Source organism: Paenibacillus sp. sgz302190 (assembly GCF_059820445.1).
The window spans coordinates 35,238-60,474 of sequence record NZ_JBZYAO010000014.1 but is presented as its reverse complement, the minus strand read 5'-3'; the positions used below and the strand labels follow the sequence as shown (position 1 = coordinate 60,474).

26 protein-coding genes and 1 riboswitch are annotated in these 25,237 nt (G+C 52.9%); of the genes, 11 read left to right on the top strand and 15 right to left on the bottom strand.

Features of this window, described 5'->3' with window-relative positions:
• Positions 1–20 precede the first annotated feature (20 nt).
• The 5 genes from AC6RNO_RS17090 to AC6RNO_RS17070 all read right to left on the bottom strand — a co-directional run bounded on the left by AC6RNO_RS17090 (position 21) and on the right by AC6RNO_RS17070 (position 5,137).
• Entirely contained in the window at positions 21–1,757 is a 1,737-nt protein-coding gene (locus AC6RNO_RS17090; protein WP_497106151.1) for a diguanylate cyclase, read from the bottom strand.
• Positions 1,758–1,809: 52 nt separating this feature from the next.
• Positions 1,810–2,184: a response regulator gene (locus tag AC6RNO_RS17085; RefSeq protein WP_474685128.1), complete on the bottom strand. Its 375-nt coding sequence runs from the start codon at positions 2,182–2,184 to the stop codon at positions 1,810–1,812.
• A 38-nt stretch (positions 2,185–2,222) separates the two neighbouring features.
• Positions 2,223–2,609, bottom strand: a complete 387-nt coding sequence (locus tag AC6RNO_RS17080; RefSeq protein ID WP_497106211.1) for a gamma-glutamylcyclotransferase — start codon at positions 2,607–2,609, stop codon at positions 2,223–2,225.
• A 105-nt stretch (positions 2,610–2,714) separates the two neighbouring features.
• Positions 2,715–3,002, bottom strand: a complete 288-nt coding sequence (locus AC6RNO_RS17075) for a CD3324 family protein (RefSeq protein ID WP_474685129.1) — start codon at positions 3,000–3,002, stop codon at positions 2,715–2,717.
• A 1,343-nt stretch (positions 3,003–4,345) separates the two neighbouring features.
• On the bottom strand, positions 4,346–5,137 hold the full coding sequence (locus tag AC6RNO_RS17070; protein ID WP_474685130.1) for an alpha/beta hydrolase: 792 nt from the start codon (positions 5,135–5,137) through the stop codon (positions 4,346–4,348).
• 94 nt (positions 5,138–5,231) lie between these two features.
• Here AC6RNO_RS17070 and AC6RNO_RS17065 point away from each other — a divergent pair, with 94 nt between their 5' ends.
• Both AC6RNO_RS17065 and AC6RNO_RS17060 read left to right on the top strand, forming a co-directional pair.
• Positions 5,232–5,552, top strand: a complete 321-nt coding sequence (locus AC6RNO_RS17065) for a YbjQ family protein (protein WP_474685131.1) — start codon at positions 5,232–5,234, stop codon at positions 5,550–5,552.
• Positions 5,549–5,794, top strand: coding sequence for an HD family phosphohydrolase (locus AC6RNO_RS17060; protein WP_474685132.1), 246 nt, complete (start codon positions 5,549–5,551; stop codon positions 5,792–5,794). Before AC6RNO_RS17065 ends, AC6RNO_RS17060 begins: the two co-directional genes overlap by 4 nt.
• A gap of 1 nt (position 5,795) precedes the next feature.
• On the opposite strand, the gene AC6RNO_RS17055 is transcribed toward AC6RNO_RS17060, so the two are convergent.
• Positions 5,796–7,394, bottom strand: coding sequence for a bifunctional metallophosphatase/5'-nucleotidase (locus AC6RNO_RS17055; protein ID WP_474685133.1), 1,599 nt, complete (start codon positions 7,392–7,394; stop codon positions 5,796–5,798).
• 147 nt (positions 7,395–7,541) lie between these two features.
• On the opposite strand from AC6RNO_RS17055, the gene AC6RNO_RS17050 reads away from it, so the two are divergent.
• Positions 7,542–8,507 (top strand): phosphate/phosphite/phosphonate ABC transporter substrate-binding protein, encoded by a 966-nt coding sequence (locus tag AC6RNO_RS17050; protein WP_497106150.1) that lies wholly within the window; start codon positions 7,542–7,544, stop codon positions 8,505–8,507.
• Between the two features lie 72 nt (positions 8,508–8,579).
• Here AC6RNO_RS17050 and AC6RNO_RS17045 read toward each other — a convergent pair whose 3' ends face one another.
• A complete protein-coding gene (locus AC6RNO_RS17045; protein WP_474685135.1) occupies positions 8,580–8,825 on the bottom strand; it encodes a hypothetical protein in 246 nt (81 codons plus the stop codon).
• 236 nt (positions 8,826–9,061) lie between these two features.
• Here AC6RNO_RS17045 and fur point away from each other — a divergent pair, with 236 nt between their 5' ends.
• The gene (fur, locus tag AC6RNO_RS17040; RefSeq protein WP_474685179.1) at positions 9,062–9,511 is read left to right on the top strand and encodes a ferric iron uptake transcriptional regulator; all 450 of its coding nucleotides are present in this window, start codon (positions 9,062–9,064) and stop codon (positions 9,509–9,511) included.
• A 78-nt stretch (positions 9,512–9,589) separates the two neighbouring features.
• On the opposite strand, the gene phnE is transcribed toward fur, so the two are convergent.
• The 3 genes from phnE to AC6RNO_RS17025 form a co-directional block, all read right to left on the bottom strand.
• Positions 9,590–11,131 carry a phosphonate ABC transporter, permease protein PhnE gene (gene phnE, locus AC6RNO_RS17035; RefSeq protein ID WP_497106210.1) on the bottom strand — a complete coding sequence of 514 codons (1,542 nt, stop codon included), beginning with the start codon at positions 11,129–11,131 and terminating at the stop codon, positions 9,590–9,592.
• Between the two features lie 29 nt (positions 11,132–11,160).
• Entirely contained in the window at positions 11,161–11,934 is a 774-nt protein-coding gene (phnC, locus tag AC6RNO_RS17030; RefSeq protein WP_497106149.1) for a phosphonate ABC transporter ATP-binding protein, read from the bottom strand.
• Between the two features lie 171 nt (positions 11,935–12,105).
• On the bottom strand, positions 12,106–13,131 hold the full coding sequence (locus AC6RNO_RS17025) for a HoxN/HupN/NixA family nickel/cobalt transporter (protein WP_474685138.1): 1,026 nt from the start codon (positions 13,129–13,131) through the stop codon (positions 12,106–12,108).
• Positions 13,132–13,297: 166 nt separating this feature from the next.
• On the opposite strand from AC6RNO_RS17025, the gene AC6RNO_RS17020 reads away from it, so the two are divergent.
• From AC6RNO_RS17020 to AC6RNO_RS17010, 3 genes are all read left to right on the top strand, one after another.
• Positions 13,298–14,104, top strand: a complete 807-nt coding sequence (locus AC6RNO_RS17020; protein ID WP_497106148.1) for a histidine kinase — start codon at positions 13,298–13,300, stop codon at positions 14,102–14,104.
• Positions 14,104–14,772, top strand: coding sequence for a response regulator (locus AC6RNO_RS17015; RefSeq protein ID WP_474685180.1), 669 nt, complete (start codon positions 14,104–14,106; stop codon positions 14,770–14,772). The genes AC6RNO_RS17020 and AC6RNO_RS17015 overlap by 1 nt, the downstream gene beginning before the upstream one ends.
• Before the next feature lie 113 nt (positions 14,773–14,885).
• A complete protein-coding gene (locus tag AC6RNO_RS17010; protein WP_474685181.1) occupies positions 14,886–15,503 on the top strand; it encodes a YcnI family copper-binding membrane protein in 618 nt (205 codons plus the stop codon).
• Positions 15,504–15,558: 55 nt separating this feature from the next.
• On the opposite strand, the gene AC6RNO_RS17005 is transcribed toward AC6RNO_RS17010, so the two are convergent.
• The 4 genes from AC6RNO_RS17005 to AC6RNO_RS16990 all read right to left on the bottom strand — a co-directional run bounded on the left by AC6RNO_RS17005 (position 15,559) and on the right by AC6RNO_RS16990 (position 18,100).
• Positions 15,559–15,822 carry a YciI family protein gene (locus tag AC6RNO_RS17005; protein ID WP_474685140.1) on the bottom strand — a complete coding sequence of 88 codons (264 nt, stop codon included), beginning with the start codon at positions 15,820–15,822 and terminating at the stop codon, positions 15,559–15,561.
• Between the two features lie 3 nt (positions 15,823–15,825).
• Positions 15,826–16,314, bottom strand: coding sequence for a dihydrofolate reductase (locus tag AC6RNO_RS17000; RefSeq protein WP_497106147.1), 489 nt, complete (start codon positions 16,312–16,314; stop codon positions 15,826–15,828).
• A gap of 34 nt (positions 16,315–16,348) precedes the next feature.
• Positions 16,349–17,143 carry a thymidylate synthase gene (locus AC6RNO_RS16995; protein WP_497106146.1) on the bottom strand — a complete coding sequence of 265 codons (795 nt, stop codon included), beginning with the start codon at positions 17,141–17,143 and terminating at the stop codon, positions 16,349–16,351.
• A 126-nt stretch (positions 17,144–17,269) separates the two neighbouring features.
• On the bottom strand, positions 17,270–18,100 hold the full coding sequence (locus AC6RNO_RS16990) for a helix-turn-helix transcriptional regulator (RefSeq protein WP_488437865.1): 831 nt from the start codon (positions 18,098–18,100) through the stop codon (positions 17,270–17,272).
• A 136-nt stretch (positions 18,101–18,236) separates the two neighbouring features.
• Here AC6RNO_RS16990 and AC6RNO_RS16985 point away from each other — a divergent pair, with 136 nt between their 5' ends.
• Both AC6RNO_RS16985 and AC6RNO_RS16980 read left to right on the top strand, forming a co-directional pair.
• Positions 18,237–20,297, top strand: coding sequence for a beta-galactosidase (locus tag AC6RNO_RS16985; RefSeq protein ID WP_497106145.1), 2,061 nt, complete (start codon positions 18,237–18,239; stop codon positions 20,295–20,297).
• A 271-nt stretch (positions 20,298–20,568) separates the two neighbouring features.
• Positions 20,569–20,835, top strand: coding sequence for a hypothetical protein (locus AC6RNO_RS16980; protein ID WP_474685145.1), 267 nt, complete (start codon positions 20,569–20,571; stop codon positions 20,833–20,835).
• Between the two features lie 239 nt (positions 20,836–21,074).
• On the opposite strand, the gene AC6RNO_RS16975 is transcribed toward AC6RNO_RS16980, so the two are convergent.
• Positions 21,075–22,649 carry a PAS domain S-box protein gene (locus tag AC6RNO_RS16975; protein ID WP_497106144.1) on the bottom strand — a complete coding sequence of 525 codons (1,575 nt, stop codon included), beginning with the start codon at positions 22,647–22,649 and terminating at the stop codon, positions 21,075–21,077.
• Positions 22,650–22,820: 171 nt separating this feature from the next.
• On the opposite strand from AC6RNO_RS16975, the gene AC6RNO_RS16970 reads away from it, so the two are divergent.
• Positions 22,821–24,080 carry an MFS transporter gene (locus AC6RNO_RS16970; RefSeq protein ID WP_497106143.1) on the top strand — a complete coding sequence of 420 codons (1,260 nt, stop codon included), beginning with the start codon at positions 22,821–22,823 and terminating at the stop codon, positions 24,078–24,080.
• Positions 24,081–24,148: 68 nt separating this feature from the next.
• Positions 24,149–24,193, top strand: a riboswitch (PreQ1 riboswitch).
• Positions 24,194–24,207: 14 nt separating this feature from the next.
• The gene (gene queF / locus AC6RNO_RS16965; RefSeq protein ID WP_488437861.1) at positions 24,208–24,708 is read left to right on the top strand and encodes a preQ(1) synthase; all 501 of its coding nucleotides are present in this window, start codon (positions 24,208–24,210) and stop codon (positions 24,706–24,708) included.
• The last annotated feature ends 529 nt before the right edge of the window (positions 24,709–25,237 follow it).

The window sequence follows — 25,237 nt, the reverse complement described above, 5'->3', positions numbered from 1 at the left end:
CTCGGCTCCCATCCCCTTATTTACGGCAGCTTCATTAAGCGGCGAACCCGTATTTCCAATTCCACCAAAGAGAACGGCTTGGTCATATAGTCATCGGCGCCCATATGGTAGCCTTTGAGCAAATCGTCTTCCCGCTTTTTCCCGGAAAGCATCAGCACTTTCATGTGTCGCTGCGACAGAACGGGATTCGTTTTAAGCTGCTCCAGCAAGTTGAAACCGTCTATTTTGGGCATCATTCCATCCAAAATGCAAGCATCGAACGATTTCTCCAGCAGCATCCGGTAAGCAGCTTCGCCATCCGAAGCAAGCGTAATATCTATAGGCAAATGCTCCAAGTGAGACGTCAAAATCGAGCGCAAAATGTGATCGTCGTCAACGATAAGCAGCTTCTTTCTGGCTGGAGCGTCGGGCGCGGGCTTGGATTCGCGGTCCGTTGCTTCCGCATCCCGGGCGGCGACAACGCGATTCCTGCCCTGCTGCTTCGCCTGGTACATCGCATTGTCCGCCCGGTCGATCCACTCCTCCATGGCCATGCCTGGCTGCCATTCCGCTATGCCTGCGGAAAAAGTAATGGAGAACGTCTGCCCTTCATTTTGGGCGACGGGATTTTGCCGCACTTTGTCCAAAACGTGCTCCAAAGCTTGTACCGCTTGCCCGGCTGAAGCACCCGGCATAGCGATGACAAACTCCTCGCCGCCGAAACGCGCGAGCAAGTCGGTTGACCGCAGATTCACCTGCAGCAAATGCGCCAATCCCTGAAGCACCAGATCTCCGACATGGTGCCCGTACGTATCGTTAATCGATTTGAAGCGGTCGATATCGATAAAAGCAAGCGAAATCGGCGCCGGATACCGCTCAAGTCGTTGCAGCTCCAAACCGATCTGCAGATCGAAATAACGGCGGTTGAACGCGCCTGTCAAAGGATCGCGAAATGCGAGCTGCTCGAAATTTTTCGTCCTTTTCAAAATACTGTAGATCCGCGCCGCCAACTCCTCATACTGAAAAGGCTTTGTTACGTAATCGTCGGCCCCGAGATGAAAGCAGCGGACTTTGTCATTCAAGTCGTCGCGCCCGGAAAGAACAATGAGCGGGAGCCACTTCAACGTCGGATCTTCTTTCAAATATTCAAACAGCTCATATCCGGATTGCGGGTACATGAGCAAATCCAGCGTCACCAAATCATAGTTATGCTCGCGCAGCAGCCTCTTGGCCGATTCAACGTCCGACGCTTCATCGACGATACATTCGTCAAGCTGCAAACGGCGGGTCAAATAAGAACGCAGCACTTCATCGTCGTCGACGAGCAGAAGACGGCTCTTTAACGTTCCGAGCAGCGTGCCGCCTCCCGGCTTTTTCTGTTCGTCCAGTTGAAGCTCCGTCTCGCAAATATCAAGCTCCATGCTCAACTGCAGCAGGGATCGCCGGCTAAATGCAATGTTATCGTCTACGGGGGACAGCATGATCACGGACGACGCATTCTCGCTCGTCATCGATTGGCTCCATTCCCAGCAGTGCACCAGCTCTTCCGCCAGCTTGCCGATCCGGTGGTAGCCAAAAATCGGCGCGCTGCCCTTAAGCGTATGCGCAATCCGGTAAAACCTGGCCACGGGATCAAATTCAGGCTGCACTTGGATTAAACGCAGCAGCTTCTCCATCTGGTCCAACTGTTTATGGAGCTCTTGAACGAACAGCTTCCTGCCCTGCCGCAAAATTCTCGCATCTTTGTCCGACGCATGTTCCTCATTGATGTTGTTCATCGTGTTCGACCACCCTTTATCTTTGAGGAATGAAGTCCTCCCGTATACTGTGTCAGTTTTTCAGCAAATGTCCAACCGTCTCCAGCAATTGAAGCGGACTGAACGGTTTCACAATGTAGGCTGTGACGCCGGCCGCCTTCGCCTTTTCCTTATCTTTGTCGAGCGCCTTGGCGGTAAGCAAAATCACGGGAATGCTCCGGTTGGCATTGTCGCTTTTCCGCAGCCATTCACATACCTCGACGCCGGTTCGCTCGGGCATCATGTAATCCAAAATAATTAAATCGTAAGATTCCTTTTGCAGCCGGTCGATCGCTTGCAGGCCATCTTCGACCTCCGTAATTTCGTAGCCGTCATCCGATAATGTTTCCGTGAGCAAAAACCGCAGCGCCACCTCATCGTCAGCCAGCAAAATCTTATGCGCAGACATGAATGCTCTCCTTATAACATGTATTCGTGCCAATTATATCATTTTATCCTGTACTTTTTCCACGAACCGCCGGCAATTTCCTTAAGTCCTGTGACATCTTTCCAAACATAGACCCAGCCTTCCCGAAGGCCGCTGATATCCGTCACCCACACGCGTTCGTATTCATTTTGCCCGCCAAGTCCGTAGTAGTCCTCCAAAATGTCCATCGCCTTCAGTCCCTCCTCGGTCACTTCCAGCCACTCACCGACGACCGTCCCTTCTGAAAAAGCCTCCCGTTCGTCATAGAGCGCAAGAGCCGGATAAGCGCCAACGTCGTACAAACGCCCCCGGACTGCCCCCGGCTGAACGGACAAAACATGCGGTGCCGCTACATGGTGATTGCTCTCCCCTGCCAAAAGCGTGCCGTAAACAAAAACCGAAACTATAAGACACCCCTCCTTGCCGAACTAGGGTATGAAATTTACTATACATGTACGTGCACTGCACGAAAAAGTGTCAATAAAAAAAACAGCAACTCATTAGTCGCTGTTTTACGCTTGATTTGTAGTCAATTCACGGGTTTTGACAATAATTTTGCGGATGCTGTCTTCCGAAAGATGGAAAACTTTGATCAGCTCCATGACTGTCGATCCGTTCTGGTACATCCGGAAAATCTCGCGGTTTCTTCGTTCGATAATAATCCGGGTTCCGTTATTTTCACCCCATCCGGCGCGTTTCTGCTCCTTTTTGGGAATGTATATGATCTCACCTTGGATGTACTCCTGTAATTGTTTTAATAGGCTAGGGGGAAGAACGTCCTTGCCGTTCTTGTAACTCATGGATGAAAACCTCCTCAAATATGTCGATCTTAAAAGAATTCGCCTTATTTGCCGCGGTAGTTTTCATCGCCCCTGCACCTCCTATCATTCTGTAAAAAGGAATTAAAAAAACACGATAACGTATCGTGCCTGTTGTTTGTATATTCAATTATACAATAATCAGGTGAATGGTTATTCCACGAATGATATTCAGTTTAAGAGACGAGCACCTCTGCGGCTGCCGCTGCATTCATCATTGCTACCATTGTGTTTGCTGTATTCATGTGTATACTGCACTCCTTTCACCTTGGAATTAGTAAAATGTAACATTTTTATTATATGTTAAAAGCTTCACTCTGTCTACTTGCGATCGAATCTTTATTATAGCGGAGGCCTTTCGGCCTCCGTGAATGATTGCCTCTGCTTACGCAGAGACCACCTCTGCTGTTGTAATCACTTTGATCACTCCTTTCCTGAGGAATCAGCCGGCCGGCTACTCTTCCATTAACTCACAAACCAAAACTTTCCTCAAGCGAAAGAATCATTATAACGAATCTTTATTGGAAGGCCCGGTGGAGGGCACGCTGTTTCTCGGCGAACGCCGTTCTGTCGTATCTGCAAAATCGCCAAGGGGTAGTGGGAGTTAGTCAGCCAGGGGGGAGTAGGATTTAGCTTGCCAAAGGTGATGGGAATTTCCATAAACGCTAGAGAATCGAGGGTTCTGCGCTTCTCGGTGAACGCCGTTCTGTTGTATCTGCAAAATCACCAAAGGGTGGTGGAAGCTAGTACGTGTGGCGGGGGACTCGGTGGGTCTGTGCTTCTCGGTGGGCGCCGTTCTGTCGTATCTGCAAAATCGCCAGAGGGTGGTGGGAGTTAGTCGGGATGGTGGGAGTTAGTTAGCCAGGGGGACGAAGGTCGAGCTTGGCGAGAATCCGAATCATGCGTAATTGGGACGCGCTGTTTTTATACGCGTCCCATGGGTCATAATAAACAGTGACCCGATGGTCACTCAGAGTGTTGAGAATTAGGTCCGCCGAAGAGGACCTGGGGGCAACCCATAAAACCTGCGAAAGTGCAGGTTTTTTCCGCAAAAATGGTTCATTTTGGCGAAAAGCCTGCGATTGTGCAGGAATTTTTGATGAAAATGAACCTGAGCCCGTGTTCGCGGTGAAAAGCCTGCACATTTGCAGGAATATTTCGCGGACAGTGTATCCGTCGAGCAAAAGCTGCACTTTTGCAGGTTTTCCCCGCGCTGTCAAATAGGTGTGCTGCCCCCTGGCGCGTGCGAGCTTTTCAACAGTCTGAGTGACCGTATAATGCACATACGGTCACTGTTTATCGCTCCGCGGCTGGCCCGCCCGCCGTTAAAAGCCCTGCTTCTTCAGCCACGTGCCGCAAAGCTCCGGCCAGGCTTTGGCTTCGGGGTGCGATTGCGCCAGACCGAGCCCGTGCGAACCGCTTTCAAACACGTGCAGCTCGAAAGGCACTTTGTTGCGGCTGAGACCTGCGGCAAACAGCATGCTGTTCTCGACGGCTACGGCCGCATCATCGGCGGTATGCCACAAAAAGGTCGGTGGCGTATCCTCGGTAATTTGCCGTTCGCCCGACATCAGCTCGACAAGCGCTTCATCGGGAGACTCGCCCAGAAGGCTTGTTTTCGACCCTTGATGCGTGTATTCGCCAAAAGTAATAACCGGATAGCACAGTACCATGAGATCAGGACGGCTGCTCTGCCTTTCGATCGGATCGGCCGACTGCGCATCGCCCAGGTCGTAATGCGTTCCTGCCGTAGACGCCAGGTGGCCTCCTGCGGAAAAGCCCAAAATACCGACGCGCCCGGGATCGATTCCCCACTCGGCGGCATAATGCCGGACTGTGCGAATAGCCCGCAGCACTTCCTGCATAGGCACGGGATGGTAATTGGGAGCGACCCGGTAATTCAGCACAAATGCGGAAATCCCGAGTCCGTTCAACCACTGCGCGATCGGCTCGCCTTCGTGGGACGCGCGGTTGCGGTATCCGCCCCCGGGACAGACGATAACTGCAGGGCTTGCGCCTTCCCCTGAGACCGGGTAGAGCGACAAGCTCGGACACCCGTCATTGATTTCTCCGCTGGCTTCAAAAGATACGCCAGGCCATAAATCCACTGTTTTCATTTTGGAACCCCCATCGGTTAAAATACGTACTAAGCTAATAATATCGCAACAAAATGATAGAGCAAGCTATATTTCACTCAAGGAGATGATAAGCATGATTGTAGCTACAACAGAAAACATTGCAGGTCATGAAATTACCGAGGTGCTCGGAAGCACGTTCGGCGTCGTCGTTCGGGCGAGAGGGATCGGCGGCGACATCCTCGCTTCGCTCAAGGGGCTGGTCGGCGGCGAAGTGACGCAGTACACCCAGATGGTTGAGGACGGACGGCGCCAAGCCATGGATCGCATGGTGAAAAATGCCGCCGCGATGGGCGCGGACGCGATCGTGATGATGCGTTTCGACAGCGGTGACATCGGCCAGAACATGAGCGAAATCGTCGCTTACGGCACTGCGGTCCGGACGCGCAGGTTATGAATGGGATGTATCCCGTCATATTCTTTTACGGAATCTGGCTGATCGGATTTATCGTTCTTTTCCTTCTGGGCTGGGCTTACTACGACAAACGTTATAAAAGCAGGACGAACGCGGACGATTCTCAGCCGTCCAACGGTTTCGTATGGACGGCTGAAGTTTTTATCGATCCGAAGGACGGCTTTACTTACCGGGTTTATTACAACCCGCGAACCGGCGACAGAGAATATGTCCGAGAGAAGTAAATTATTCGGTAACGACTTCCCAGTTATGATTTAATGAGGCCTCTATCGTTCCTTTTTCCATAATATAAATAGCCAGCAGTTCGGCAACGTCTGTCGGTATATCTTTCACAACGGGTTTATTTTGGAACATCGTATAATTTCCCCCGCCGCCGGCCCGGTAATTGTTCATCACTACATTATAGGATGCCTCCATATCAAGCGGACGGCCCTCATAGTCAAGCTTGACGACTCTTTGGCCGGGCGGGCGGGAAATATTCAGTTTGTACTCGATTCCTTCCCACATGTCATAGTTGTAATGCTGCGGCTTCGGCTCGCTGAATTTGGCGCTTATCCCGATCCGGCCGTCCGGCGCGAGCTCGAAGTATTCCGCGGATTGTTCAAGTGCATCCTTGATGTCTTGACCGGATATGCGAATGACCTTCAGCGTATTCGGATAAATATAGTTCGACACGATATCTCTCATCGTTATATCCGAAGGGAACCCCGGCGAACTATTGTCAAACAATGCCGTATTGGAAATTTTCGCTCCTGACAGCTCCATTTGCACGCGGTTGATGAATTCGATCAGCGCGCTGTCCCGGAGCCTGATTTGCATCGGATCTTTGACCAGCATATCGCCCTTCAGCTTGCCGATCGGCTGATCCAGCCATTTCTGCGTCTTCGCCTCGTACTCGCCCGCCAATCCGACAACGCCCGCATCTGCGTCGACGCCTTGCACGGACAGCAATTCCGACTTTTTGGACAAAATGCTCCATGTGCCGCTATCGTTTTGTTCCAGCTTCAGCTCCACTTTGCCGAGCGCGGCGCCGAGACTTCCGGGCTGAACGATGACGACTCCGCCCACCTCGACTGCGGCAAGGCTGCGGTGCTGGTGCCCCGTCAGAAGCACGTCGATGCCTTCGACCTCCGTACAAAGCCGGTATCCCTGATTTTCTCCCGTCAGAGGCTCCGTAGGCTCTCCGGTCGCAAGATCGCGCTCGAAACCGCCGTGATACGCAGCGACGACGACATCGGCACGCTCTTCTTCCCTAAGCGTTTTTACCCATTTGGCCGCGCTGGCGACGGCATCTTCGAACACCAGACCGCGAATATGGTCGGGATTTTCCCAGTTCGGGATATACGGTGTCGTTAATCCGACAATTCCGACGCGGACACCCTCCGGTGTTTCTTTGACAATATAAGGTTGTCCAAAATAAGGCCGCCCTGTCGCCTCATCGGCGATCGTCGCGCAAAGCCAGGGGAATTCCGATTCCTTCACCGCTTTGTCCAGCACGTCAAGCCCGTAGTTAAATTCGTGATTCCCCGGAACGGCGGCATCATACTTCAAATAGTTCAGACCGAGAACCATCGGATTGACCGGCGTATTGTCCAGCCTTGCATGATGATAGGCAAGCGGCGTGCCTTGGATCAAATCGCCGTTGTCAATGACGATCACATGCTGTTCTTTGCCGCGCTCGGCCGCAATCAAGCTCGCAATTTTCGCCAATCCTACTTCGTTGGGCCCATTATTGGCATAATGAATCGGCAGCAGACTTCCATGCAAATCGCTAGTCTCCAAAATCGTAATCGTACAGCTCCTGCGGTCAGCAAACTTCTCCATTTTTCCACTCCTGCATCTCTAGTTTTTGTGTGCCTTTACAGAAATTTTGTCACTTTAACAAATACTTCACACTATCTTCCATATCAGATGTGTTAATGTTATAGTACTACAAGAGTAGTTGTAAATTAATTAATCGGAGGTCAACAAATGTTAAAAAAGTTTTCTGCAATTAGTTTATCCCTGGTAATGGCAGCGGCTATCGCAGGTTGCGGACAAAAAGAGAACACAACTGCCGCATCAACCTCACCGGCAGCCTCTTCCTCGCCGGCAGCTGCAGCAGCAGGATTCGTACCTAAAGAGCTGAGAGTGCAATTCGTGCCGTCCCAAAACGCCGAAACGCTTGAGGCAAAAGCAAGACCACTTGAAAAATTGCTCGCAGATAAACTCGGCATCCCTGTAAAAGTTTCCGTATCCACAGATTATAACACGGTTATCGAAGCAATGGCTTCCAAGCAAGTAGATGTCGGATTCCTTCCTCCGTCCAACTACGTCGTTGCTCATGACACCCGCAAAGCGGCCGACCTGCTTGCGCAAGCAACCCGCCTTGGCGTTGACGATGCTACAGGCCAGCCTACGAAAGATCTCGTAGATTTTTACAAAGCTATGATCGTTGTAAAAGCGGATTCCCCGATCAAAGAAGTGAAAGATTTGAAAGGCAAAAAAATGGGCTGGCAGGGCGTTACTTCCGCAGCAGGCTACATCTATCCTGGCTATATGTTGAAAAAAGCCGGCGTAGATCCTGTGAAAGATGTAACCGGCGTTCAGTTCCAAGGACACGACAAAGCGGTTATCGCTCTGCTCAACGGTCAAGTTGACGCTGTAGGCGTATTCCAGGATATCCGCGCCAACATGACTAAAGATTATCCGGACATTTTCAAACAAACCCGCGTGCTTGGCTACTCCGACAAAATCCCGAATGACACTATCGCCGTTCGTACGGATATGGATGCAGCATGGAAAAAGAAAATTCAGGACGCGTTCATCGCGATCGGCAACGACCCTGAAGGCCAAAAAGTTATTTTTGACGTATACTCTCACAAAGGCTACGTAGCTTCCGACGATGCCAAATTCAACATCGTTCGCGATGTTAACAAAGAAATGGGCTTGAAATAAGCCGGATTCGCAGTTCAAGCAAAAATGCCTCCTACCGGACCTAAAGGTCTGGTGGAGGCATTTTGCTGCTTCTTAAGTCCGTGCCAGCTTCTTGGTGAAGAAATCGATTGGCGTATTTCTGCGGCTTGCCGCCGTATTCGTAACGGGACCGGACGTATCCAGCACCTCGATTTCCCGAATACATTCGACGGGAATTAGCACATTGTCGATTTTGATGAGTTGGAAGGCTTTGTAATAATTCGAGATAGTGCCTACGAGGGTGTTATTCCCGCACGTAATTTTGACCTCTTCTTTACCTATTATGAGCCATTCGAACATCAACTTTTCACCTCTCTACTAATATATGACAAGTTCATGACGGTATTCGTTACGGATTCCGGGAAAATTTTTAATCCATGTTCGCGCAAATCCTTTTTATCAAGTAGAATAAGGATAGGCTGGCAGTAAAATGCTTTGACAGCATTTCTTATTTAACTTTATAATAGTTTTAGAATTATTATAAAGTAAATCCTTTTCAGTAGCTGAAAGGAACCAACCTTATGGAACAACAAACCATGAACGCAGCGATTGATAAAATTAAAAAACTGCTGACCGTCAAAGGCTTCAAATTGACGCCTCAGCGCGAAGCGACTGTTCAGGTGCTGCTCGAAAACGAAGACGACCATTTGAGCGCGGAGGACGTCTATATTTTGGTGAAGAGCAAATTTCCCGAAATCGGGCTCGCCACCGTTTACCGGACACTGGAGCTGCTCAGCGAGCTGCACATTGTGGAAAAAATCAATTTCGGCGACGGCGTAGCCCGCTTTGACCTGCGCAATGAAAGCCAGGCCCACCATCACCATCATTTGATTTGCGTCAAATGCGGCAGCGTCGAGGAAATCAAAGACGACTGGCTGCTGCCGCTTGAAGAGCGGCTGGCGCAGGAGTTCCGCTTCAAGGTGCTGGATCACCGGCTTGATTTTCAGGGAATGTGCCGCAACTGCCAAGCCAAACAGCAAACATAAATGTTTCTGCAAAAAAAGACGCCCCATTCCACTCGCAAGTGGTGATGGAGGCGTCTTTTTCATAACGTTCGGGGCGGGTCACACAATTCGTTTGCGCAGCGCTCCGGATATATAATCGATAATCGAGACGGTGACGACAATCCCGATCAAAATGATACCTACGCGCGGCCAGCCGCGGGCATTGATCGCAAAGATGAGCGGCGTACCGATCCCCCCTGCACCGATAATACCGAGCAGCGTCGCGGATCTGACGTTGATTTCGAACCGGTACAGCGAGTATGAGATGAACTCGGGTATGACCTGCGGGATGACGGCGAACGCCATCGTCTGCCAGCGGTTCGCTCCTGCGGCCGTCATCGCTTCCACAGGGCCCATGTCCATGTTCTCGATGCCCTCGGCATACAGCTTGCCGAGCATCCCTACCGAGTGAAGCCCCAGCGCCATAACCCCGGCGAACGCGTTCGGGCCCACGGCTTTAATAAAGATCAGCGCCATGATCACTTCCGGAATCGTTCTGACGACGCTCAGGAACAGCTTGCCGCTGCCTGAAAGAAAGCGGTTTTTGACCATGTTCGACGCCGCCCAGAAGGCGAATGGAAGACATACGACGGCCGACACGAAGTTGCCCAGATACGAAATGGCCAGCGTCTCAAGCAAGGTGCGGATCAAGTCTTCTCCCTCGGGGATATAAACGTACGACCAGTCGGGATGAAACAAGCCGCTCAGCATCGATTTCGTCAAAGTCCACGTTGTCGGCTGGAATCCGGTCAACTCCAGACCGGTCAGCGCCCAGATGAACAGGCCGAACACAACGAGCCAGCCTATCGCCGTATTCCAACGTGAGCGGGAAGGCGAAACCGGCCCTTTACCGCCCTTCAGCAAGTAAGTGCGGATGCGCGTGCTCACGGTGTCGATCAGCACGACGATAATCAACGTATAAATGACGATGGAGCAGGCTTGATCGTAGCGGAACAGATCGAGCACGTTTTTCAGCAGCAAGCCGATTCCGCCCGCTCCGACCAGCCCGAGAATGGCTGAAGCCCGGATGCTGACTTCAAACGTATACAGCAGGTGGGCCAAATAGGTGGGCGCAACCTGCGGGAGAACACCGAAGCGGATCAACTTGAGCTTGTTGGCGCCGACGGCTGTCATCGCCTCCAGCGGACCCGGATCGATCGACTCGGTCGATTCATACGCCAGCTTCGACAAAATGCCGAAGGTGAAAAAAATAAGCGCCAGCGTACCTGCCGTAGGGCCGAAGCCGACGAGAACGGCAAACAGCGAAGCGAAAAGCAAATCGGGAATCGTACGAATCAGATTCATAATGAGACGGGCCGGGTAAAACAGCCACGGTACCGTGGTTATGTTGCGCGCGGCGAGCAGCGCCATCGGAAAAGCGAACAATGCCCCGATCAGCGTGCCGAGCACGGACATTTGGATCGTTTCCCTCATCGGCTTCCAAATATCGGCAAAAAATGCCCAATCGGGCGGGAACATTTCCCCTATAAACGAAGTAATTTGCGGCGTACCTGTGATCAGCTTGGTCAGCGTAGCGTCGGTTCCGTATGCACTGGCAATCAGCAGCCCGACCATGATGACCAAAGTCAGATAGAGCTTCATGCGGGAAGGTTTTGCGATAGTTCCGGTGCTCATCCTCCCTGCCCCCCCAACAGCTCGTCTCTTTCGATCGCACGTCCGTAAATTTCGGAGAATTTGGCATCCGTCGCCTCGGCTACAGGACCGTCAAACACGACTTGCCCCGCTCTGAGGCCGATAATCCGGGTCGCATACTCCCGGGCTAAATCGATAAAGTGCAAGTTGACAACGGTCGTAATGCCGAGCTCCTGATTAATCCGCTTCAGGTCGTCCATCACCTGTCTCGTTGTGAGCGGGTCCAGCGATGCGACAGGCTCGTCCGCGAGAATGATTTTGGCTTCCTGGGCGAGCGCCCGGGCAATGGAAACGCGCTGCTGCTGACCGCCGGACAATTCATCGGCGCGCGAGTAAGCTTTTTCCCGGATATTTACCCGTTCCAACGCTTTGAGCGCAAGCTCTATATCTTCTTTCGGAAACAGGCCAAGTACGGTGCGGAGCGTGGAATGGTAGCCCACACGGCCCGACAATACGTTGCGCAGCACCGAAGACCGTTTGACCAGGTTAAAGGTTTGGAAAATCATCCCGATATCTCTGCGCATGCGGCGAAGTTCAGCGCCGGAAGCTTTGGTGATGGATTTGCCGTCAATTAAAATTTGTCCGTCCGTAATTTCGTGCAAACGATTAATGGATCGGAGCAGCGTTGACTTGCCGGCGCCCGATAGACCTACAATGACAACGAATTCTCCGGGATGAATGGTAAGATTGATATCCTTAAGACCTACGGTCCCATTCGGATACACTTTGGAAATGCGTTGAAACTGAATCATACAAGTCCTACTTTCTTTTGAGTGGTGTCTGAAATAATCCATCTGTAAATTCCACGAAATTCGCCAAAATCCTTTTTTCTGTATCTCCTTTATAAAAAATTCATATTCCATTGTTCACCGGCACAAAAAAACGGCGGGCTTTGCAGCTCCGCCGCATACCGCCGACTTTTATTACACCTTGGCGCCCCAGCGCTCCTCAATGCGCAGTCCTTTCCAAATGGTGACGGAAACCGCCCAAGCCAGTACGAACAGGCCTACGAGGATATAACCGAGCATCCCGAAGTCCAGTTCCTGCAGCCATGTCCAGAAGCCGCCCTCCAGTCCCGCTTCCTCCGACAGCACCTGACCCAGCTCGACAGCCCCGATCACCAGCGCGGCCAAAACCGCTACCGCCGTGACCGTCAAGTTGTAATACAGCTTGCGCAGCGGCGTCGTGAAAGCCCATCTGTACGCTTTGGTCATGAACATGCCGTCCGCCGTATCGAAAAGGCTCATCCCCGCCGCAAAGAGCAGCGGCAGCGAGATGACGCCGAAGAACGGCATCGCCTCTTTGGCCGCGCTCGCGGAAATCGCCAGCAGAGCAATTTCGCTGGCCGTATCGAAACCCAACCCGAAGAGAAATCCCAGCGGGTAAACGTGCCAGCTTCTTTTAATGAAGGAAAAGAAAGGTTTGATCAGCCTGGTGATGAGTCCCCGCGATTCGAGCAGCTTTTCAAATTCGTCCTCGTTGTGCTCGCCCTTGCGGTATTTTCGGAACAACTGGAACAAATTGACCAGAATGATCAAATTCAGCAGACCGATGATGACCAAAAAGCCCCCGGACACCGAGGCCCCGATGACGCCTCCGACCCGCTGCAGCCAGGGCAGCTCGCGCGCCGCCCATTGAACGGACCAGGCAGTCGCGATCGCCATCAAAAATACGACGGAGGAATGCCCGAGAGAGAAGTAAAATCCGACTCCCAGCGGATTGCTCTTTTGCTCGAGAAGTTTGCGGACGGTGTTATCGATAGCGGCAATATGGTCGACGTCAAAAGCATGGCGCATGCCGAGCGTGTAAGCGAGCAGCCCGATCGCCCAAAAGGAAGGATGATCCTTGGCTACGCTGTACAGCCCGAACAATCCTATAATATGCAGCAGGACAACACTGACGGCGTACCCTGCCCAATTTCTTTTTTGTTGAAATATGCCATTCGGCATCGCGGCTCCCCCATCCTTTTCCAATCGTGTTACAAATCATTAATAATGTAGCACAAGAGTAGGCGAATGAGAAGCTTGTTTCCGGGATTTTGTGAAGAAAACCAACATTTCTCCTGCTATAATAGAATTCATGCCAAATATTTGTCAGCCATAAGGAGTTGGCCCTATGTCCCTAAATATTCTCAAGCTGTTTACGATTTTTCTGCCGGTATTGATCATCGGCGGCTTTGAGTATATCCGCCATGAATTTTTATTGAACTATTTGTCCATGGAAGCCGGCAATTTTGCGATTACGCTCATTACGCTGCTGCTCTCCTACCTTTTTGCCTCCTGGATGTTCCGGAGCATTACGCGCATTAACGAAAAACTTGCCGCCGGGGAGGCCCGGAGAGCCGTGTACGAAGAACGCGAAAGGCTGGCGCGCGAGCTGCACGACGATTTGGCGCAAACGCTCTTTTTCCTGAACGTAAAGCTGAAGCAGGGCAAACTGGAAGACGCCAAAGCCGCCGTCTCCGAGATCGATAATTCGCTGCGGCAGGCGATTTTCAACCTGCGGACTCCGCCCGAAGAAGGCACCGCCTTCATTGTGCGCATCCGCAAATGGCTGCAGGACTGGCAGGCCGTCACCGGCATCAGGCTGGAGGAGCATATCGCCATCGCCGAGCAAAGCTTCGGCTCCGGGGAAGAGGTGCAGCTCTTCGGCATCATTCAGGAGGCGTTTACGAACATACGCAAGCATTCCAAAGCGTCGGAAGCCGCCATCTCGCTGACCGCTTCACCGGCGGAATGGCGCCTGCACATCGTTGACGACGGATGCGGTTTGCAGCAGCAAGAGCCGGACGGCAAAAAATACGGCATCGAGCTGATGCGCAAGCGGGCCGCCGAATTGAACGCGGCGTTCGAAATCCGCTCTGCCGAAGGCCGGCCGGGCACGGAGCTTATCGCCGCCGCACAAAGGAGGAAAAGCCAGTGATATCGAAGCAAGCTTACCGCGTCCTCATCGCAGACGACCATCCGCTCGCACGGAAAGCCGTCCGCAGCATGCTGGAAGGAGAACCCGAGTTCTTCATCGTAGGCGAAGCGGCTAACGGCGAGGAAGCCGTCACGCTGTGCGGGGAAGTTCAACCGGATGTCGTGCTCATGGATATTCACATGACTCCGGTCAACGGTCTGGAAGCGACGCGGCGCATCAAGCAGCTGTACGGACATATCCGCATCGTCATGCTGACCGTCTCCGATGACGTTGCCGATCTGTTCACGGCGCTCCAGTTCGGCGCGCAGGGCTATTTGCTGAAAAACATGGACCCTGACGAATGGCTCACCTACTTGCACGCGCTGCTTGACGATAATTCCGATGTCGCCCGGCAAATGGCGGACAAGCTGTTTCACCGCTTCCGCGCCCCGTCGGGAACGCAGCCGGACGGTCCTCATCCCGGCATGCTGACCTCCCGGGAGCAGGAGATTGCCGCCTACGTGGCGGCCGGGGACAACAACCGGCAGATCGCCGAAAAGCTGCTCATATCCGAACATACGGTCAAAAACCATATGAAAAATATTTTGGAAAAGCTGCAGCTCGAAAACCGTGTCCAGCTTACGGCGTTCGCCGTCAAATTCGGCTTGACACGAAAAGGACAAAACTAGCTGCAAAAATAGCCCAGTTGAGTCATACTGTTTTGCTTGATATTCGCGTAAGATGGACATCATGGTGAAAGAGTTGATTCGAAAGGGGATCCCGTATAGTGTTTAGAAAGATCATGGTTCATGCAGTTGTTTTGCTCGTTTGCTCGATGCTTTTCGCTGGAATCGCTAGCGCCCATGTGACAGTGCTCCCTAGCGAGACTACGCAAGGTTCGTACGAAAAGTTTACCGTTCGGGTGCCGGTAGAGAAAGATGTGGCGACGACAAAAGTGGAAGTCAAATTCGCGGTAGATTCGGTCGCCATCTCCCGCTTTGAGCCGAAGCCAGGCTGGAAATACGATATCGCCAAGGATGATTCCGGCAAAATTACAGGGGTCACCTGGACCGCTACCGGCGAAGGCTTGGCGAAAAACGAGTTCGGCGAATTCAGCATGCAGGGAAAAGTAGCGGATGCCGCTACGCAGATCGTTTGGAAAGCTTACCAAACGTATCAGGATGGCAGCGTCGTTGAATGGGTCGGAGCAAACGGATCCGACAAGCCCGCTTCCGTGACGACAGTGAAGCCCAAACCGGCCGGAGCGGCGGCCGACAGCCACGGCCATACGGCCGCTGCTGCAGAGGCGGCCCATGACGGAGGCGCTTCCTCCTCGAATACGGCGCTGTATGTATCCATCGCGGCTGTTGTGCTCGGCGCTTTGTCACTGATCGTCTCCTTGTTCAAAAAGCGCGCTTAACGAAAAAACAAGCCCTGACCGGCTCTGATATGCAGAGCGGCCGGGGCTTGTTTGTTTAGCTGATGACGACTTCCCATTCGTGAAGACGGCACTCTCTGGCGCCGGTTTTGACGAATGGGTCTTCACCCGCCAAAGCGGCGGCTTCTTCCAGCGTCTCGGCCTTGTAAATGACAAGGCCTCCGGTACCGTCGGCAAAGCGCCCGTTGGCGAATATTTTCCCTTCGCCCCGGCATTTTTCCAAATAAGCCAGATGATCGGGGCGATACTGCTTGCTAAGCTCTTCGTCTTTCATAGGCAAAAATGCGGCAAAGTATTTCATAGACTATTCCCTCTTTCTGTCGTAGACGCGAAATTCGTACACGTATGGATTTTTTTCGTTTTGCTCCCCTTGCTCGCAGGAAACAAGCTCCCATTCCGACAAATCGAACTCTTTGAAATAGGCGTCGGCTTCAAACTCATGGTCTATAAAGGTGATGTACATGCGGTCCGCCTGCGGAAGCAGCAGCCGGAATATTTCCGCTCCTCCGATTACGAACAGCTCTTCATCCGCAAACCCGCTTACGGCTTCCTCGGCCGAATGTACGATCTCGCAGCCTTCGGCGCGAAAATCGCTGTTTTGCGTCAGGATGACGTTTCTCCGTCCGGGCAGCGGCTTGCCGATGGAATCGTACGTCTTGCGGCCCATCAAAACCGGATGCCCCAACGTCACTCTTTTAAAATACTGCAAATCCGCCGGCAAACGCCACGGAAGCTTGTTGTTGCTGCCGATAGCCCGGTTCCGGTCCATCGCAAAAATAAATGAAATGCTCAAGAGCAAGTCCCTCCAATCCTGATTAGCAGCGGCGTTAGACCGCAATCGGCGCTTTGATGCCGGGATGCGATTGATATCCGGCGATCTCGAAATCTTCAAACCGGTAGTCGAAAATCGAATCCGGCTTGCGGTTGATTTGCAGCGTCGGAAGACCGTACGGCTCCCTTGTCAATTGCAGCTTGACCTGCTCCAGATGGTTGAAATAAATGTGCACGTCGCCGCCGGTCCAGATCAACTCGCCGACCTCCAGCCCGGACTGCTGGGCGACCATATGCGTCAAAAGAGCGTATGACGCGATATTGAACGGAAGCCCCAGAAAAGTATCGACCGACCGCATCTGAAACATGCAGGACAACCGGCCGTTCGCTACATAAAATTGAAATGCGTAGTGGCAGGGCGGCAGCGCCATGCCGTCCACTTCCGCCGGGTTCCAGGCGCTGACCAGATGGCGTCGCGAATCCGGGTTGTTCCTGATTTGCCGGATCACACCCGCGATCTGATCGACAGCTTGTCCGTCCGGACCTAGCCAGGTGCGCCACTGCGCGCCGTACACGCGCCCAAGGTTCCCCTCCTCGTCGGCCCATTCGTCCCAGATCGTAACCCCGTTGTCATGCAAATATTGAATATTGGTGCTTCCGCTCAAAAACCACAGCAGCTCGTGAACGATCGATCTGATGTGCAATTTCTTCGTTGTCAGCAGCGGAAATCCTTGCTGCAAATCGAATCTCAATTGCCGGCCGAATACCGAAATGGTGCCGGTACCGGTGCGGTCCTCTTTTTGAACCCCGGTGTCCAATATATCTTGAAGCAGTTCCAAATAAGCTTTCATCAGCCACCTCGATTAAACTGTTATGCTACGAATTTTGCCCGTTCTCCGAGACAATTACTACAATTATAGCAAAGGACTTCCGAAACCGACAGTAGTCCCTGGGCATAATTATCAAAGACAGGTGCGTCAGCCGAACAGCATCCGGTATTCTTTGGGGGACATGCCTTCGAGCTGTCTGAACACTTTGATGAAATAGCTCGCTTGCGAAAAGCCCGCCTGCACGGAAACCTCGGAGATCGGAAGGCGTGTGGAAACCAAGAGCAGTTTCGCCCTGACGATGCGGCATTCGGCCAAATATTGATTGGGCGTCTTCCCCATTACGGCGCGAAATAAACGCAAAAAATGGTACGAGCTGTATCCTGACAGGCGGGCCATCGTGTCCAAAGTCCAGTGCTGCTCGCACAGCCTGTGGATCGTATCCGCTACAGCCCGGATCGAATGCCGCTTTTCCAAAGGAATCGTCCCGTCCAGCCGCGCGGAATTTTGCAGCAATTTGACCAAAATTTCATAAAGCAGCGCCGAGAGATGCGGCTCGTGCCGGGTTTCGAAGGCGGCGCACATGCCGTACATATCTTCGAACAAATCCTCAAACCGCACTTTCGGCTCGAACGAAAAAAACCAGCCCCGCGACTGATCCACCTCCTGCAGCAAAGGCAGCGGCGTCCCGACGTCAAAATGGACCCATCTGATGTCCCAAGGGTCGGCCGCGTCGGTCCCGTATTGCTGAAAGGCCCGTCTAGGATAAAGAAAACCCGTCCCGGCGCTTAAAGGAATCCGTTTGCCATCGTGAAAAACGTAGCCTTTTCCGCCAAAAATCAAATGCAGATTGTAGCTGGACAGAGATCCTTCGCTCCTGCGCTCCATATGCTGCGGGAAATCGTAATACCGGCCTGTCATGTCCGGATAGCAAACGTAGTGAGGGTACGCGGGAGGCGGTACATAATATTGCTGTTTCATGGGCGTCTCCTTTCGCGGGCAAGAGAGCAACATCGTCTTATAAAAGCAGGATTTTATTATATACTGGCAATATTCTTGATTTTACAATGAAATAGAAAGAACATGAAAGCATATTTTTCATATTTGGAGGTTGGACATGAAAAGCGCTGCTGCTTTTGAAAAGTTCGAACTGGGCGTCTGCTATTATCCCGAACATTGGCCGGAATCGATGTGGGACGACGATTACCGCCGGATGCGCGAACTGGGCTTCACGATCATCCGGGTGGCGGAATTCGCCTGGTCGATCTTCGAACCCGAGGAAGGACGGTTCTCCTTCGAGCTGTTCGACCGGACTCTCGATCTGGCTCACCGCCACGGACTTAAAGTTATTTTGGGCACGCCGACGGCTACGCCTCCGGCTTGGCTGACGCATAAATATCCTGAAGTGCTGAACGTTACGTACGAAGGCGTCACCCTGCATCACGGCATGCGGCGCCATTACAATTACAGCAGCCCGAAATACCGCGAGCTGTGCGCGCGGATTACGGCGAAGCTGGCGGAGCATTACGCCGGCCATCCGGCCGTCGTCGGCTGGCAGATCGACAATGAGCTGAACTGCGAGATCGGCGAGTTTTATTCGCCGGCGGATCATACTGCATTCCGCGAATGGCTGCAGGTCAAATATACGACACTGGAGCGGCTCAATGAAGCGTGGGGAACCGTGTTCTGGAACCAGACGTACTCGGACTGGTCGCAGGTTCATTTGCCCAGGCCGACGCCGAGTCCCCGGCAGCCGAACCCGCATCAGGCTCTCGACGAGAAGAGATTCATTTCCGACAACACGATCTCGTTCGCCAAGGTGCAGGCCGATATGATTCGCGCAGCGGCGCCGAATCACTGGATTACGACCAACGGGCTGTTCGGGCATTTGGACAATCATCGCCTGACGGACGAGCTGCTGGATTTTTTCAGCTATGACTCTTACCCTCAGTTTTCGACCATCCGCGGCGATCAGGACGACCCGAACCCGCTGCTGGACAGAAGCTGGAGCCTGTCGCTGTCCACAACCCGCTCCATTTCGCCGAATTTCTGCGTGATGGAGCAGCAGTCGGGGCCCGGGGGCTGGGTCAACCGGATGGATATGCCTTCCCCCAAACCGGGACAAATGCGCTTATGGACGTACCAGTCCATCGCCCATGGCGCCGATATGGTGCTCTATTTCCGCTGGCGCACCGCGACCTTCGGCAATGAAATTTATTGGCACGGCATCAATGATTACCATAACCGGCCGAACCGCAGAGTGCGGGAAGCCGGCCAGATCGGGAGCGAGCTTGCGGCCATCGGCCAAAGCATCGTCGGAACCCGCAACGTGGCAAGCGTTGCGATCGTCCGCGACTATGACAACGAGTGGGACGGCGAGTACGATGTGTGGCACGGCCCTTTTACCTGGCTTAGCAATAAAGCCTGGTTCAAAGCGCTCCAGCGCAGGCATATCCCCAGCGATGTGCTGTATTTGCGAAGCGGCACGACCTTGGAAGAGCTGACGCGGTACGAGGCGCTCATTTACCCGCACCCGACCATCATGCGCGACGAAACGGCCGCTTTGCTGAAAGCGTACGTGCTTCAGGGCGGCAAAGTGATCTTCGGCTGCAGAACCGGCTATAAGGACGAGCGCGGCCAATGCTATATGCGTCCTTTTCCCGGCGCAGCCGCAGAACTGTGCGGTATAACGGTCGAAGAGTTTACCATGATCAAAGGCACGCGCCGGCCGACAGCGATGCGCTGGGCAGACGACCCTTCCGCCTTGACGGAAGCGGCTGCTTTTAATGATGTTTTGCAGGCGGACGAGGATAGCGCCGTAGAGATCGCAGCCGTGTACGCCTCCGATTATTATGCCGGCAAGCCGGCCGTTACCCGAAACAAGCTCGGCCAGGGCGAGGCTTGGTATTACGGCGCGGTCTTCAACGAGGACGCAGCGGGCCGGATGATCCGGCTCCTCGGCATCGCCTCACCCGCCGCGGATTGGCTGGAGCTGCCCGAGCAGGTAGAGCTGCAAATCCGGCGCGGGGCGGCCGGCAGCTTCGCCTTCCTGCTGAACTACAGCGAAGACGCCGTCACGATCCGGCTGAAACAGGAAAAAGCCGACCTCATTACCGGCAAGCGCCTGAGCGGCGAGTTCCGGTTGGAAGGGTTCGGGGTTTTGATTTTATCCGAATAGGGGGAGCCGCTGGACAACACACACAGGGCGATTGCTTGCAGGATGCTCCGCCGTTCGAAGCGCGGAAGCGCGACCGAGGGGCGACGCAGTGCGGAATGCGGAGTGCAATCGCGCCGATGTGCAGCTCCCCAGCGCGTGGTGTTGCGCTGCATGACGGCGGTCGGGCGACCTGAGCACGCGGAATGCGCAGAAAAGCCTGCAAAAGTACATCTTTTTGCGCCTGTTTACGCTTGCCGCGAAAAGTAGCCCCCAGCGCGTGGTGTTGCGCTGCATGGTGGCGATCGCTCGACCTGAGAACGCGGAATGCGCAGAAAGCCTGCAAAAGTACATCTTTTTGCGCCTGTTTACGCTTGCCGCGAAAAGCAGCCCCCAGCGCGTGGTGTTGCGCTGCATGACGGCGGTCGGGCGACTCGAGAACGCGGAATGCCGCAGAAAGCCTGCAAAAGTACATCTTTTTGCACCTGTTTACGCTCGCCGCGAAAAATTCCTGCAAATCTGCAGGCTTTTCGCTGAAATTGGGGGCCCAAGCCCATCCTGACCGAAAATTCCTGCACAATCGCAGGCTTTTCCTCCAAATGGGCCTTCTCCATCGAAAAAGCCTGCACTTTTGCAGGCTTTTCGATTGGTAAGCTACTGTTTCATTTGAGGTCAAGCCACTTGCCGCTGCTGGAATGTTACTTTTTTTGCAGGCAGCTAAGTCTCTGATTGGTATGCGGGAACGCCGTGATGCCGGCTGGGGCGGAGTTTTGCGTCGCTCCATAGTGGCTCAAACAAGCGTCACAAGCCCACTGCGCAAGGGAGCTTGATCGTAAAGGCAGCCCCTCCGCCGGCGGCGTTTTCTACTTGGATGGATCCTCCGTGATTTTGGATGATTTTGTAGCTTACAACCAAGCCGAGGCCTGTGCCTTGGGGTTTCGTTGTATAAAACGGCTGGCCGAGGTTTTTCAGCTTTTCTTGGGGAATGCCCGGCCCCTGGTCGACAATGGAAACGGTGATCACGTTAAGGTCGAGCCCGGCGGTAATGGTGATTTCGCCGCCTTTTGGCATTGCTTCTATCGCATTTTTCACAATGTTAATGAACACCTGCTTCAACTGGTTCGCATCGCACATGACAGGAAGAGGGGCAAAGGTGTATTCCTTAAAAATTTGCACACCGCTCATGATCGCCTGCGTTTCGAGGAGTGCGCTTACATTATTGAGTATTTCACAAAGATCGATGGCCTGCACGGCTTTGACGCCAGGCTTGGCCAGCAAAAGCAGCTCACCGGTTATAAGCTCAATTCGTTCCACCTCGGAGCGAATGATCGAAAAGTAGTCGAGGTTTTCCGGAAATTTTTGTTGCGCCAACTGCACGAAGCCTTTAATGGCTGTCAGCGGGTTGCGGATTTCATGGGCGATGCCGGCGGCTAGTTGGCCTACGGCGTTCAACTTATCGGATATCCGCATGAGCTCATCCGTCTTCAGGCGTTCGGTCACATCCCGAAGAAGCACATGAATCGCCGGCTCGTCATCGTCATTGGCGGGAAATCCCGTCGCTTCGACGTCGAGGATTTGTCCGTCCAGTCGGATGACTTTCAGCGGCATCCAACTGCTCATAAACCCATTTAACCCGCTGCGAATTCGGGTCTGCACCTGCTGCCGGTAATCGGGATGGGTATATTCCAGCACAGGCCGGCCGACAATTTGCTCGGGACGATCCGCCCCGAACAGTCTCAGTCCTGCAGGATTGCTGTACGCCCATTCATAGCCTTTTATGATCATGAACGGCTCGGGCGAGTTTTCCACCAGCTGCTTGAACGATTTCTCCTGCTGCGTGGTCCGCTCCCACAGCTTTTTGAGCATTGTCATGTCGCGTCCGTCGTTCGCTTGAAGGACGCGTCCTTCCGTATCATAAATCAAAATCGCATCGGAAGAGTGGTTAATGAACGATTCGTATTTTTCTTGCACCGCGCGCAGTTCTTCCTGCTGGTTCTTCATTATAGTTATGTCATGGACAAAACAGATGTAAAAAGGAGCCTCGAGCCCGTACAAATTTTCTTTTTTCATGTCTCCCTGTACGAGTCCCCATACGGTATGTCCTTGCTTGTGAAAGTACCGCAGCTCCATGCTGAACGGCTCCGACGGGTGTTTGACGAAGGCAAACCGCTCGTGGTTTAACGGGGCATCTTCCGGATGCGTAAGCGCGTACAAATTCAGGTGCAGCAGTTCCTCTTCCGCATAACCTACGAATTTGCAGAAACTGGCGTTGGCTCTCATGAATCGGCCGTCGGGTCCGACGAGCATAACACCGATCGGCATGCAGGCGAACAAGTCAAACATCGCTTCATCCAAAGGGTTTCCTTTTGCCGCCATATCCGTACATTCCACCCTCGCTCATGACTTTGTTATGTAAAAGTATACAATGGATATCCAGAGATTGGCTATAACATTGTTGTTAGGCGCCGACGCGGGCTTATGTGGTAAAATAAAGGAAACTGTCAGGGCCGTTGCATCCTGCACATATCATTTTGGAGGTTTCATTTTATGGAAATCGAGCACAAGCTTGCAGCCGCGCCATCCCGCAAAAACTATTATTATTTGCTGCTGGTGACCTTCGTCGGCTTTCTCGTTTTCGGTTTTTCCGAAAATATTAAAGGACCTGCCATCCCGCGTATTCAGAGCGACTTTGCGCTCAATGAAATACAAATCGGCACCCTGCTTTCCCTCAATTCCTTGGGCTACCTGCTTGCCTGCAGCTTCACCGGCTTGCTGAGCCATAAAATCGGGCTGAAACTGACATGCCTGATCTCTTTTGGCTCCATGGTCATATCGGGAGTCCTGATTGCGGTTTCGCCGCAGTTTTTGTCGTTCTCTTCCTCTTACTTTTTCATGTACATCGGCAACGGGATGCTGGAAATCGCGCTGGCTATTCTCGGGGCAAAAATTTTCACCAAAAACACCGGCATGATGATGAACCTCGCTCATTTCTTCTACGGATTAAGTTCCATTGCCGCGCCGATCCTGGCTTCCATATTGATGGGCGCCCATTTGGGGGGCGGCGAATTGGGATGGCGGGGCATGTATATGATCATGCTCGCTCTCGCGCTGCTTCCGATGATTCCTTCGGTGCTCTCGAAGTTTCCCGGAGACGGCGGCGGCGAAGCGGCGGAACAGATTTCGATGAAAGCCTACGTCCGTGATCCCGTAGCTTGGCTGATCGTCGCTATTCTTTCCTTCGGCGTCGTATCGGAGCTGTCTATCGGCAGTTGGCTGGTCAACTTTTTGGAAAAAGCTTACCACTGGGAAATGGCCGAAGCTTCCGGCATGCTGTCCGTCTTTTTTCTGTGCTTTACGCTCGCAAGGCTGGTCCTCGGACCGCTTACGGACAAAATCGGCTTCGTCTTCTCGCTCATCCTGTTCTCCGCCTTCTCGGGCTTATGCTCGCTCGCAGCGATTGCTGCAGGACCGCCGGGAGCTTTCCTATTCGCTCTGGCGGGCGCCGGGATCGCTCCCATCTATCCGACGGTGATGGCCATGCTCGCCAAGCGTTACCGCAGCGGCAGCGAGACCGCGATCACGTTCACGGTAACGATGATGGGCATCGCCAGCGTGATCGGCAATTTCCTCGTCGGCGCGATCACCGACGGGTTCAAGTCTTATTTTGCCGGCACGGGCGATGCTGAGACCGGACTGGTCGCAGGTCTGCAAGCCGGCTATATATTTATCGCCGCATGCGCGCTTGCGTGCGCGGTAGTGAGCTTCATTTTGTACAGAATGCTCAAGCGGCGCGGCGAAGCCATTTAAAAGCAAGGATGCTTTTCCCCGGTGTGTATGGTATATTTCGAAAGTAGCCGGCTTGAGCTTGGCCAAAGTTCGCAGAGGTTCGCAAACTCCCTCTATAAAAAAACTAAGAAAAAGGTGGAAACCACTTATGACAGCAGGAAGAAGCAGCGAAGAATTGCAGGATATTACACTGCTTGGCAATCAAGGGACCAAGTACGTTTTCAACTACGATCCGGGCGTTCTGGAAGCGTTTGACAACAAGCATCCGGACAGAGCCTATTTTGTGAAATTCAACTGCCCCGAATTCACCAGTTTATGCCCGATGACCGGGCAGCCGGATTTTGCGACTTTGTACATCTCCTATATTCCCCATATTAAAATGGTGGAAAGCAAATCGCTCAAGCTGTATTTGTTCAGCTTCCGCAATCACGGCGATTTTCACGAAGACTGCGTGAACATCATTATGAACGATTTGATCGGCCTGATGGACCCCTGGTACATTGAAGTCTGGGGCAAATTCACTCCCCGAGGGGGCATTTCCATCGACCCTTACTGCAACTACGGCAAACCCGGCACAAAATACGAGGCGATGGCCGAACACCGGCTTATGAACCACGACCTGTATCCCGAAAAAGTCGACAACCGATAAATAGAGCATAGTAAAGATGGGTGCGGGACAGGCGTTCTGCCTGATGCAGGCATAGTCGAAAATTTCGCCTGTGCTAACGCATCCATGGCCAAAGACGACGGAGCTGTTCGTAATATGGCTTAGCCGCGGGGGAAAACCTGCAAAAGTGCAGGAATTTTCTGTGCATGAGGTTCATTTGGAGGAAAAGCCTGCGATTGTGCAGGAATTTTCGACTAAAATGGGCCTACGACCTGGTATTCGCGAAAAAACCTGCACATTTGCAGGAATTGTTTCGCTGCGAGCGTGCCGACAGCAAAAAACTGTACTTTTGCAGGTTTTCTCCGGTTTTCTCCGCATTTCCAAGTAGATTTGCTTTTTTCCGGCATGTGTGCGAGTTTCTCGAGAGTCTGATTTGCAGCTTTTCCCCACATTCCCAGGCAGATTTGCTATTGTCCAGCGTGTGTGCGGGTTTCTCGATAGTCTGTCTGATTTGCAGGTTTCTTCGCGCTGACAGGAGCGAAAAGCTCGCTCGGTCGACCGGGTGTACCGG